We start from the raw sequence: 10,977 nt of genomic DNA, 5'->3' as shown, positions 1-10,977 counted from the left end.
TCGTCCCGTCTGGCTGTCCGGCTGGCGGCGCCATGCGCAGGGCCAGCCTGCGGCGCGGCCAGTCGCACCCGGCCCAAGCCACGCGGCGTCCGGCCAGATGCTTGCGCAGCAACATGACCTGGGCGTCGGGCCGGGCCGGATTGGGGGGCTTGTGCGCGGCCAGGTACAACAGCGGCGCGCGGCGCCCGTGGCGCAGCACCAGCACCTGCTTGCGCCCGGCGGCGAAGATGGTGAGGGAATGGATGTCCGGCGCGGGCGCGTGGATCTTTTCGATGCGGCACCCGGCCAGCAGCGGAACCAGCGCCCGGCAGACGCGGCGGAACAGATGGGCGTCCATCGTCGTTTCCCTGGCTACGTTGCCCGAGAACAGGCCCAGGCAGACCCGGCTGATCCAGTCGTATCCGGACAGACAGCGGATGCTCCTGTGGCAACCTCAGGGGGCCCGTCCCATAGGGCACGGCGCAACAAAAAACGGCCCCTCATCCCGTCAAGGGTGAGGGGCCGTGGTGGGCGTTAATCGCCTCGGACGCGCTCGTCGTCTTCCTGCTTGCTCTTGCAGTTGATGCACAGCTTGGTCACGGGTCGCGCATTCAGGCGCGGCACGCCGATTTCCTCGCCGCATTCGTCGCAGATGCCGAACGAGCCGTCCTCTATGCGGCCCAGCGCCGCCTGAATTTTCTTGATCAGCCGCCGCTCGCGGTCACGGATGCGCAGGGTGAAGGCGCGATCCGATTCCATGGTGGCGCGGTCCGCCGGATCGGCGAAAACCTCGTTGTTATCCGTCATGTCTTCCAGCGTGAGGTCGCCCTTTTGCGTGGCTTCTTCCAGCATCTGGGTCAGCAATACGCGGAAGTACTCGATATCCTTCTGATCCATGGGGAACCTCCTCGCGGTACGCAGCGCACCGCCTCCTGGCGGCACGCGTGCCGGGTGGGGCTGTCGCTTGCAAGGCAACTGCCATAAATCATCCGGCCAATAAAAGTAAAGGGGCGAGGCCTGATTTCCGTTCGCGGAAACACGGACGGATTGCCCGCAATGTTGGCAGGTGCTGACTGACGCCCAAAAAGCACCGAATAGTAAGGCACGAGGGTGGATGCAACGGCGCAGGGGTCCTGTGCATCTGCGGACGGCGAAACAGAACAGACGGACAGGGCAGGGACGACCGGACTGCGCGACGGAACTGCATGACGGAGCAAGGCCCGAACCGACCGGGCGGGAAGCCGCCGTCGCCCTGGCCGCGCCGTGCCCGCAAATCCGCACCGGCCAACATATTATGGAAATCGGTCGTGTTTTTTCAAAAACCTCGCTTGACAGGTAGCGGCGCTGTGACGTAGAAGGCTCTCCTCGTTGAGCGGGAGTAACTCAGTGGTAGAGTGCAACCTTGCCAAGGTTGAAGTCGCGGGTTCAAATCCCGTCTCCCGCTCCAACGAAACCGATGAGGCGGCATAGCCAAGTGGTAAGGCAGAGGTCTGCAAAACCTCCATTCTCCGGTTCAAATCCGGATGCCGCCTCCAGTATCGGTGCGGGAGTAACTCAGTGGTAGAGTGCAACCTTGCCAAGGTTGAAGTCGCGGGTTCAAATCCCGTCTCCCGCTCCACCGTCTCCTCCGGATGTACCGCCCTGCGCGGAAAGCCCTAGCGATACCCCACCATTAGCGGGAATAACTCAACGGTAGAGTGTCAGCTTCCCAAGCTGAAGGTTGCGGGTTCAAATCCCGTTTCCCGCTCCAGAACACATAGCCCCCGCGCCAGGCACGGGGGCTTTTTGCTGTGTGGCCTCAAAGCCCCATATTGCCGACCTACCGACCGGTACGCACAGACTCCGCCAGCCCCGCCATGAACGTGGACACCTTTTCCACGGGGGCGAAGGAAGGATCAATGCCGTGACGTGCGGCCAACGCCTCCGGTCGCGCGTAGGACAGCACGGTGACGCCTTCAGCCTCACGTACCAGCATGCGCAACGGCAGATCCATGGCGATGGTCGGAGCTTCAAGCATCAGCAGCGTGCCAACGGCGGGGTTTCCAAAGGTCACCACCCGCGTGGCTGGCATGCGCAGTCCTGTTCTTTCCGCGTTGGCCGCATGGTCCACGGTGCAGAACACAGGCACGTTCATGTCGTCCAGGGTTCCCAGCAAACGTTCCCAAACCTCCGGAACCGTTCCCTGACAGGTTACGCAAACCACCCCGTCGCTTCTCGCTTCGATCATATTTCCTCCTTTCTTCCGCTCGGTTGCGCGCAGGAACCGACGCGACATGCCCAGTGCGCATCCACGCACTCTCCGGCCCGACATCCGGCACCGCGCGATGCCTACAGACATCACACCCTACGCCTTTTCCCGCGCGCGAAACGGCACACTGCGCCCTTCCTTTCGCATCGCGGCCCGCATTGCGCTGCCGCCCCAGCCCTATACACTTTTTTTTTCGTGCACGCATGTTGACAAGTCCCCGACAAAAAGGGTAGCTCTCCCTCCGCACGAGGGAACGGCGGTTTCGCCCGGCCCGCGTGTCGCCCGAAAGGGCGGGAGTAACTCAGTGGTAGAGTGCAACCTTGCCAAGGTTGAAGTCGCGGGTTCAAATCCCGTCTCCCGCTCCAAAATTTCGCCCCACAAGGGCACCAAAGGCCGCCGCAAGGCGGCCTTTGCCGTTTCCGGCGTCAGCACCGGCACAGACAGACGCTGCAACGCCATATCGTCTCCCAGCCCGCTTCGGCCCGCTCTGTTCTGTCCCGACCCGTTCCTGTCTGCCCCGGCCTGTCCCGGCCAAGCCCCTCTCACCCCCGTGACAACGTCTGGCAGCCCCTCCTCCGGTCAGCCCGATCTGCCCCTTCAGGAGCACCCCGCCTCTGTCTGCGCACACCAGCACCGCGTGCAGCCGCCGCAATGGGGCAAAGCGGTTGCTCACCGGTCATTCCCGGCATATGCCGAAAGCATCACCCCAGCCGCAGGACACCCCCATGCCCCGCATTGCCATCCGCCTTGCCACCCCGGACGACGCCGCCGCCATCATCGGCGTGTTCCATGCCGCCATCCACGGCAAGGGCGCGTGCAGCTACGATGCGGAGCAACTGTCCGCATGGTGCGCTGGCCGCACCGAGGAGCAGTTCCGGCGGGAGCTTGAGCTGGGCATGAATCCGTTTCTGGTGGCGGAGACAATGGGTACGGCGCCCCTTGGCCCCCCCCCGAAGACAGAAGCCCATGGGCCACAGGAAACCGCCCCGCCCCCCCCGTCCGCCCCATCTGTTGTCGGCTTCGGCGCACTGCGCGGCGACGAGGTGGCCTATCTGTACGCCGCGCCGCAGGCCCCGCCCGGCACCGGCACCGCGCTACTGCATGAACTGGAACGCCACGCCATGCAGCAGGGCTGGCCGGAACTGCGCCTGACCGCCTCGCTCAACGCCCTGGATTTCTACAAGGAGCACGGCTACCGCGAACTGCGCCGGGACATCCGGGTAATGGCCGTGGAGGGCGGCTTCGTGCGGCTGGTGGCCATAGAGGCCCGCAAGCGGCTCAAGCCACATGACGAGCGGCCATTCCGAACACCCGACGAACCGACTCTGGCGGAATGACCACCGTGCCGGGCGTCCGGGCAGTCAGCCCCACGCGCCCGTCTTCCGCATCCCCGCGGCCTTTGCGTTCCGCCCTGCCCCAGCCTTGCCTTCATGATTGCGCCGCTCCTGCCGCCTTGCCGCCCTGCTCCCCCGTACCCGCATCTTCGCGCCGCCGTTCGCCGCAAAGCGCGTGCTTACCGCCACCCAGCTTGCACTGCCCGTCCTGTTGAGGCATGAACTCCGGACGCGCCGCCGCCAGCCCTCTCGTGCCCTCCGGCACGCCGGGTTCTTCCGGCCTTTGCATCCGCCCGCCCGGCGCGCGCCCTGGCAACCGGTCCGCACCGGAAACCGGCCACATCGGCTCCCGCAGCCGTCGGCCCACAAAAGGACAGCCCATGACCGAACAACCGGACACCCCGGACCTCCATAGCACCGAAACCGCCCCCACGGCAGACGCCAACGCCGCCGAACTGGAACGCCTGCTGGCCAAGGCGCGCGAACGCTACGAAGTGGGTTTCGAAACCCTCACTGTTGATGACGCGCCGCTGGAAATCCTGCAGATCCGCAACATGACCGGCCACCTCGACCGGCTCATCGCCACCAACGCCATCAAGGATCCGCTGCGCGACCTGCCCCTGTGGGCCAAGATATGGCCCGCCTCGTTCCTGCTGGGGCGCTTTCTGCGCAAGCTGGACCCGGCGGGCAAAAGCCTGCTGGAGGTCGGCGCGGGCTGCGGCGTCACCGGACTCATCGCCGCGCGCTACGGCTTTGCCCGCGTGACCATCACCGACGTGCACGACGACGCCCTGCTCTTCGCGCGCATCAACGTTCTGCGCAACGGCCTTGCCGACCGGGTGGAGGTGCGCCGCTGCGACATCACCGCCGCGCGGCTGAACGCCCGCTACGACGTCATCGCCGGGGCCGAAATCCTGTACCTGGAAGATCTGCACCGCCCGCTGGCCAAGTTCCTGGCCCGCCACGTGGCCTCCGGCGGGCAGGCCATGCTGTGCACCGACAAACGCCGCAAGGCCGCCCACTTCCTGAAGCTGGCCGGGCGCGACTTCGACGTGGCCGAGCAGCCCGTGGGCATCAAGTCCACCGGCGACGACGGGCAGGAAGAACGCCGCCTGTTCCTGGTGCACCGGCTTACCCCCAAGCGCACGGGCGCTGCACCCGCCGCTCCGGCCTAGTCGGCCCAGCCGATCACGGCACCAGTCGGCGTAGCCAGCCGGACCACCAAACGGCCCGCATCCGCAACCTCGACCCCTCACGGACCATCCGCATGATCAAGCTTTCTCCCTGCCCCAAGGGCTATACCAAGGACCAGGACAAGGCCACCTCGCCCGTGGAAACCGTGCGCCGCGTGCGCCAGCGCCTTGCCAGCCTCGACGTGGACATCCTTGCCGAAACCCGCCGCGTGGACGTGGACCGGCTGGGCATTCCCGTGTTTCTCAGCATGTGCGGGGCCGACGCCAAGCGCGTCATGCCCACCCGCAAGCAGATGGGCAAGGGCGCGTCCGTGGAGCAGGCCGAGGCATCGGCCCTGATGGAACTGATGGAGCGCTACAGCTTCTTCACCTTCTGGCGCGACATGCCCGGCATGGTCGAGGCCACCTGGAGCGAGGCGCAGGCCCGCTTCGGCGATGCGCTGCTGCCCGTGGAAGAAATCGCCAAGTCCGTGCACGACCCCATCGCCCCGCACGACGCCGTGCGCGCCCTGGACCTGATCCGCTGGAAGTTCTTCCCCGCCACCGTCATCCCGCGCGACGGCAGCGAAGGCCGCGAGGTGTGGCTGCCGCTGGACTGGTTCAAGAAGCTGGGCGAGTTCAACGGCTCGTCGGCGGGCAACACCGAGGAAGAATCCATCCTCCAGGGCGCCTGCGAACTGGTGGAGCGCCATGTGTGCTGCATCATCGACGAAACCATGCCCGAACTGCCAACCATCGACATCTCGCCCGATGGTTCCGGTGACGATGCCGTGCTGCGCGACCTGCTGGACCGCTTTGCCCGGCACGGCGTGCAGGTGGTGCTGAAAGACTTTTCCCTTGGCCTGCCCGTGCCCACCGTGGGCGCCGTGGCCTGGGACCCGGCCACCTTCCCGGTGCGCTCCGAGATCGTCTACACCGCAGGCACCGCCGCCACCCCGGTCAAGGCCGCCGTGCGCGCCCTGACCGAAATCGCCCAGCTTGCGGGCGACTTCATCACCGGCGCCTGCTACGAGGCATCCGGCCTGCCCAAGTACGAACGGCTGGAAGACATCGAATGGCTGCGGCGCGGCCCCGTGGCGCCGCTGTCCTCGCTGCCCACCGTGGAATCGGACGACATCCTGCGCGAGCTCACCACCCTTTCCGACGGCCTCGCCCGGCAGGGCTACACCCTGTTGTCCATCTCTACCCGCAACCCCGACGCGGACGTGTCCACCCACTACAACATCGTGCCGGGGTTCCGCTTTCGCGAACGGGACAAGAACGCCTCCATCGGCCTGTTCGTGGGCCGCATCCTGAGCGAGGAAGCCGACGCCGATACCGCCCTGCGCGGCCTTGAGGTGCTGGCGGAGATATACCCCGGCGCGCATTTCGTGCCGTTCTTCCGGGGCATGCTGGCCCTGCGTGCCGAAGCCCTGGACGAGGCGCGCCACTGGTTCGAAACCAGCGAACCCCTGCAACCCGACGCCGACGCGCGCGGCCTTGCCGCCTTCTACGGCGCCTACGTGCACACCCTGGCCCAAAACTGGGCCGCCGCCCTGCCCGGCCTTGACCGCGCCGTGACCGCCTGCCCGGAAATGAAGGAATACTTCAACCTGCGTGGCGTGTGCCACTTCAAGCTGGGCGACTACGCCAAGGCCGCCGTCAACTTCGAAAGCGTGCTGCGCCTGGACAAGGGATCCGTCATTGATCTCGCCAACCTGGGGCTGTGCCACAAGTTCCTCGGCGATGCCGACACCGCCGCGCACCTGCTGGAAGCCGCTCTCGAAATCGACCCCTCCCTCGACTTCGCCCGCACCCATCTGGCGGAACTACAAGCCCAGGCGGGGTAGGAGAGAATACCGATGAAGAAGTATCGGGGGAGGGAACCTTTTGAAAAAGGTTCCCTCCCCCGCCCCCCCCCACCCTCCCAAACTTCTTAATTGGGGGTAGGAAATTGGCTCAGGGCTATAAGCCATGAAACTCACAAAACCTCTCACACGAAATAAAACGGGGAGAACGCGAATCGCGTTCTCCCCGTTTCGTCTTTTCACCCTAAAGGGGGGTGCAGGGGACGGCAGCCGTTATGCGAGTCTTCGAGCATTACGGATGGCGATCGCAACGCGCAAAGTCCCCTGCCCGCCGGAGGCGTACAAAAACAACAAAAACCAAAACGCCAGCGCCTCACAAAGAACCGAAAGACCCGCTACGCCCCGGGCCCACCGGCCTGCTGGTCACGCTCGCGGATTTCGGCACGCTTGATCTTGCCGCTGATGGTCTTGGGCAGTTCGGCCACGTAGTCGATGATGCGCGGGTACTTGTACGGCGCGGTCACCTTCTTCACATGGTCCTGAAGCTCCTTGGTCAGTGCGTCCGAGGCGGTGTAGCCGGTGGCCAGCACCACGGTGGCCTTCACGGCCTGCCCGCGCAGGGGGTCGGGCACGCCGGTCACGGCGGCCTCCACCACGGCGGGGTGGGCCACGAGGGCGCTTTCCACCTCGAACGGTCCGATGCGGTAGCCGGAGCTCTTGATCAGGTCATCCACGCGGCCCAGGAACCAGTAATAGCCGTCTTCATCCATCCAGGCCTTGTCGCCGGTGTGGTAGTAGCCGCCGAACATGACCGAGGCGGTCTTTTCCGGCTCTTCGAGATAGCCGCGGAACAGCCCCACGGGCAGCCCCTCGGCCACGCGCACGCAGATTTCGCCTTCCTCGCCGGGGGGGCAGACGTTGCCAGCCGCATCCTGCAGCACCACGTCCCAGCCGGGCATGGGCCGACCGATGGAACCGGCCTTGGGGGCCATGCACGGCAGCGTGGCGATTTGCAGGGTGGTTTCCGTCTGGCCGTAGCCTTCGTGGATTTCAAGGCCGGTGGCGGCCTTCCAGTCGTGGAACACGCTGTCGTTCAGCAGTTCGCCCGCCGTGGTGCAGTGGCGCAGCTTCGACAGGTCGTACGCGGCCAGATCCTGCCGGACAAGGAAGCGGTACACGGTGGGCGGCGCGCAGAAGGTGGTCACGGCGTGGTCGGCCAGCACGCCCAGCAGGGCCGCCGGTTCGAACTTGCCCCGGAAGTCGTACACGAACACCGAGGCCCCGGCCATCCACTGGCCGTAGAACTTGCCCCACACCGCCTTGCCCCAACCGGTGTCGGCCAGGGTCAGGTGCAGGTCGCCTGGCACCAGGTCGTGCCAGTACATGCCGGTCAGCAGGTGCCCCAGCGGGTAGGTGTGCACGTGCTCCACCATCTTGGGCATGCCCGTGGTGCCGGACGAAAAGAAGATCAGCAGCGGGTCTTCGCCGCCCGCGAACTCCAGCGGACTTTCCGGGCGGGGGAACCTGGCCTCCGCCGGGGTGAAGATGGTGTCATAGTCCACCCAGCCGCGCGGCAGGGCGTCGCCGCCCACCTGCACGCACACGGCAAGGCCGGGACAGTCGGGCCGGGCGGCCTCCACGCGCTCGGTGATGGAATGGTCCACGATGACGCACCGGGTCCTGGCGCGCTCCACGCGGAACACGATGTCCTTGGGGGTAAGCTGCGACGGGGCGGGAATGGCCACCGCGCCAAGGCGGTGCAGGGCCAGCATGGACACCCAGAACTCGATGCGCCGGTACAGCACCAGCATCACCCGGTCGCCCTTGCGGATGCCCTGCAAGCGCAGCGCGTTGGCCAGCTTGGCAGAGGCCTCGGCCATCCAGGCGAAGGTATAGTCGCGCCGCACGCCCGCATCATCCACGTGGGCTATGCACAGCCGCCCCGGATCGGACGCCGCGATGGGGTCCAGCACGTCGAAGGCAAAATTGAAGGTGTCCGGGGCGTCGATGCGGAACGTGGCGCAGAATTCCTTGTAATCCTTGGCCGTAAACTTTGTGGTGTAGGTCATGGGTGCATCCCTGCGAAGCGATCCCTTGCGGGCTTGTTGACTGATGGCGTGTACGGCGCGCCCCCCATGGTGGCGGCGGGGGCGTTTTCCTGCGGCGTAATAGCGGGCTGCGCCCGAAGGACCGCGGCCCGGTGCGGATTTTCGTTCGCTGGCAAGGAAAACAAGTCCGGCATGAGGGAACATACTCTTTCGGTATTTGACCGAATGCCGGACGCTGTTTGACGCAGCCAGCGGACGAAAGGCCCACCGGGACGGCCCTAGCTAATTACGTCCAGAAAGACCGCATCCGCACCGTCAAGGCCGCGCAGGGCGTGCGGAATGCGCGAACTGAAGTACAAGCTGTCACCGGCGGCAAGCACATGGCGCGCGTCGTTCAGCCAGATCTCCAGGCGGCCTTCCAGGATGTAGATGAATTCCTGGCCCCGGTGGTAGTTGAACACCAGATCCTTTTCTTCCTTGGGGGGCACGCGCACCAGAAACGGCTCCATGCGCCGGTTGGTGAAGCGCGAGGCCAGGTTCCAGTAGTCGTAGTCCTTGCGGCGCTGCACCGAAAGGCCTTCGCCCTTGCGCACCAGGCTGTAGCCGTGCAGATGGGCATCGCCGCCGGAAATCAGCGCGGTCAGGTCCACGCCGCATTCACGGGCCACGTCGGTAAGAAAGCTCACCGGTATCTCCACCTCGCCGCTTTCGAAGCGGGCGACTTCCGCCTCGGTAACGCCCACCTTGTCCGCCAGTTCCTGCCGCGAAAAGCCGCAGGCATCGCGCAGCCCGGCCAGGCGAGGCGCGATTTCCTTGTAGGGCGGTTGTTGCATCGTCCGGTCCTCCTGTTGTGCTACCGCGCCCTTGCACATTGCGGTGGCGCTCTCGATCGCTGGGGGAAGCATTGCGATACCCCAGCGTGTCGTAAATGAAAAGCCCGCCATGCCAAGGGCATCCGCCGCGCGCTTGGCTGGTAGCGTGGGGTTGCGGGTCCAGTTGGTCAATCCGTCCACTTTCACCAAGCTCACTGGACCGCCCGGTCGGGCCAGTCGGCCAGCCCGTCAATCCGTCGAATCGGATTCGGACCAAAACGAAAGGCGGCGCGAACCGGGGAGGTCCGCGCCGCCGTCATGGCCTGCGCCTTGCCGACCGCATACGCGGTGGCACCCCCCATGGCTAGGGGTAGGTAATTCGACCGTTGCGTTCGATGAGCGACAGCGTGTTGGTGACCTGACGGCCCAACGGCGTTTCGCGGCTCATTTCGCGCTCGATGGAGGTGATGCCCTTCAGCACCGTGGAGTGGCGACGGCTGAACCGGTCGCCGATTTCCTTCAGCGAAAGGTCGGTGTGCTTGCGGGCCAGATAGAACACGGAGTTGCGGGCAACCACGTATTCACGCTTGCGGCTGCGCGAATTGAGCTGCTTGGGCGAAATGCCGAAGCCTTCGCACACCTTGCGCACGATGCCCTCGAAGTCCATGACCACTTCCTGCTGGGCGTAGTGGCCAAGCACTTCCCAGGCCATCTCCATGGAAATCTGGCGGTTCAGCAGCTTGGCCTTCAGCACCAGGTTGTGCAGGCAGCTTTCGATCTGGCGCACATCGGTGCGGATGTGGTCGGCCAGCAGGTCGGTGACGTTGTCGGGCAGCATCACCTGGTGCAGGCGGGCCTTTTCGCACAGGATGCGGCGGCGCGTTTCGAAGCCGGGCTTGTCGATGTGCGCGAGAAAGCCGGAGCAGAACCGCGAGACCAACTGTGTATCGAGGTTCTTGAGGTCGCGCGCGGCGAACGAACTGGACAGCACCACGCGGCTGCCGCGCGACTTCAGCGCCTTCACCGTGGCCAGCACCTCGTCCTGCATGCGTTCCTTGCCCTGCAGGAAGTGCACGTCCTCCAGCAGCAGCACGTCCACGTCGCGGTAACGGGCCTTGAAGCGGTCCACTTCCCGCGCCTTCAGGGCGGCGATGAGCCGGGTGGCGAATTCTTCGGCGGTCAGGTACTCCACGCGCGGCGCGGCACGGTTGCTGACCTCGCACAGGGCTCGGCCCACGGCCTGCATCAGATGCGTCTTGCCAAGGCCCGGACCGGAGCTGAGGAACAGCGTATCGGCGGAAAGGGTTTCTCGGCAGATGCCGCGCGAGGCCGCGAAAGCCAGTTCGTTGTTGGGACCCACCACGAACGAGTCGAACGAAAAGCGCCAGTTCAGGGCGCGGTTCGGGGCGGGTATGTCCAGCGGCAGGCCCAGTTGTGCGGCGTGGGCGGTGTGGGCGGCACGCGCGGCGATACCGGACACGGAACGCGCGGCCACGGCCTGAACGGCCTGGGAAATCTGGGCTGCGGGCACGGGCAGGGCCTGCGTGCCGTCTGCGGCCTCCACGTCCGGTGCCGC

General features: G+C 65.8%; 9 protein-coding genes and 5 tRNA genes. 8 read left to right on the top strand and 6 right to left on the bottom strand.

Annotated features, from left to right (window positions below):
• Both FVW27_RS00185 and dksA read right to left on the bottom strand, forming a co-directional pair.
• The coding region (locus FVW27_RS00185) for an NFACT family protein (protein ID WP_208294537.1) at window positions 1–337 on the bottom strand (337 nt) is incomplete at its 3' end.
• A gap of 176 nt (window positions 338–513) precedes the next feature.
• Window positions 514–876 (bottom strand): RNA polymerase-binding protein DksA, encoded by a 363-nt coding sequence (gene dksA / locus FVW27_RS00180; RefSeq protein WP_167121753.1) that lies wholly within the window; start codon window positions 874–876, stop codon window positions 514–516.
• A gap of 475 nt (window positions 877–1,351) precedes the next feature.
• On the opposite strand from dksA, the gene FVW27_RS00175 reads away from it, so the two are divergent.
• The 4 genes from FVW27_RS00175 (at window position 1,352) to FVW27_RS00160 (ending at window position 1,729) form a co-directional block, all read left to right on the top strand.
• A tRNA-Gly gene (locus tag FVW27_RS00175) sits at window positions 1,352–1,426 on the top strand.
• A gap of 13 nt (window positions 1,427–1,439) precedes the next feature.
• Window positions 1,440–1,514, top strand: a tRNA-Cys gene (locus FVW27_RS00170).
• 8 nt (window positions 1,515–1,522) lie between these two features.
• Window positions 1,523–1,597: transfer RNA gene (locus FVW27_RS00165), tRNA-Gly, on the top strand.
• Between the two features lie 57 nt (window positions 1,598–1,654).
• Window positions 1,655–1,729: transfer RNA gene (locus FVW27_RS00160), tRNA-Gly, on the top strand.
• A 69-nt stretch (window positions 1,730–1,798) separates the two neighbouring features.
• Here the strand turns inward: FVW27_RS00160 and FVW27_RS00155 are convergent.
• The gene (locus tag FVW27_RS00155) at window positions 1,799–2,134 is read right to left on the bottom strand and encodes a DUF302 domain-containing protein (protein WP_243838114.1); all 336 of its coding nucleotides are present in this window, start codon (window positions 2,132–2,134) and stop codon (window positions 1,799–1,801) included.
• A 383-nt stretch (window positions 2,135–2,517) separates the two neighbouring features.
• On the opposite strand from FVW27_RS00155, the gene FVW27_RS00150 reads away from it, so the two are divergent.
• From FVW27_RS00150 to FVW27_RS00135, 4 genes are all read left to right on the top strand, one after another.
• Window positions 2,518–2,592, top strand: a tRNA-Gly gene (locus FVW27_RS00150).
• Window positions 2,593–2,952: 360 nt separating this feature from the next.
• Entirely contained in the window at window positions 2,953–3,564 is a 612-nt protein-coding gene (locus FVW27_RS00145; RefSeq protein ID WP_167121751.1) for a GNAT family N-acetyltransferase, read from the top strand.
• 377 nt (window positions 3,565–3,941) lie between these two features.
• A complete protein-coding gene (locus FVW27_RS00140) occupies window positions 3,942–4,736 on the top strand; it encodes a class I SAM-dependent methyltransferase (protein ID WP_208294536.1) in 795 nt (264 codons plus the stop codon).
• A gap of 92 nt (window positions 4,737–4,828) precedes the next feature.
• Window positions 4,829–6,583, top strand: coding sequence for a YcaO-like family protein (locus tag FVW27_RS00135; protein ID WP_167121750.1), 1,755 nt, complete (start codon window positions 4,829–4,831; stop codon window positions 6,581–6,583).
• Window positions 6,584–6,936: 353 nt separating this feature from the next.
• Here FVW27_RS00135 and FVW27_RS00130 read toward each other — a convergent pair whose 3' ends face one another.
• From FVW27_RS00130 to FVW27_RS00120, 3 genes are all read right to left on the bottom strand, one after another.
• Complete coding sequence (locus tag FVW27_RS00130; RefSeq protein WP_167121749.1) at window positions 6,937–8,610, bottom strand: AMP-binding protein; 1,674 nt, start codon at window positions 8,608–8,610, stop codon at window positions 6,937–6,939.
• Window positions 8,611–8,867: 257 nt separating this feature from the next.
• Window positions 8,868–9,422 carry a helix-turn-helix domain-containing protein gene (locus FVW27_RS00125; protein WP_167121748.1) on the bottom strand — a complete coding sequence of 185 codons (555 nt, stop codon included), beginning with the start codon at window positions 9,420–9,422 and terminating at the stop codon, window positions 8,868–8,870.
• Window positions 9,423–9,765: 343 nt separating this feature from the next.
• The coding region (locus FVW27_RS00120; RefSeq protein WP_243838113.1) for a chromosomal replication initiator protein DnaA at window positions 9,766–10,977 on the bottom strand (1,212 nt) is incomplete at its 5' end.

It is taken from the genome of Nitratidesulfovibrio liaohensis (genome assembly GCF_011682075.1).
Taxonomy (GTDB): Bacteria; Desulfobacterota; Desulfovibrionia; order Desulfovibrionales; family Desulfovibrionaceae; genus Cupidesulfovibrio; species Cupidesulfovibrio liaohensis.
The sequence above is the reverse complement of the archived record's forward strand: the minus strand, read 5'-3'. Positions and strand labels throughout refer to the sequence as shown.

Coding starts and splice junctions, on each gene's coding strand:
- FVW27_RS00135 (WP_167121750.1), top strand. CDS start 4,829: ATGATCAAGCTTTCTCCCTGCCCCAAGGGCTATACCAAGGACCAGGAC.
- dksA (WP_167121753.1), bottom strand. CDS start 876: ATGGATCAGAAGGATATCGAGTACTTCCGCGTATTGCTGACCCAGATG.
- FVW27_RS00140 (WP_208294536.1), top strand. CDS start 3,942: ATGACCGAACAACCGGACACCCCGGACCTCCATAGCACCGAAACCGCC.
- FVW27_RS00125 (WP_167121748.1), bottom strand. CDS start 9,422: ATGCAACAACCGCCCTACAAGGAAATCGCGCCTCGCCTGGCCGGGCTG.
- FVW27_RS00145 (WP_167121751.1), top strand. CDS start 2,953: ATGCCCCGCATTGCCATCCGCCTTGCCACCCCGGACGACGCCGCCGCC.
- FVW27_RS00130 (WP_167121749.1), bottom strand. CDS start 8,610: ATGACCTACACCACAAAGTTTACGGCCAAGGATTACAAGGAATTCTGC.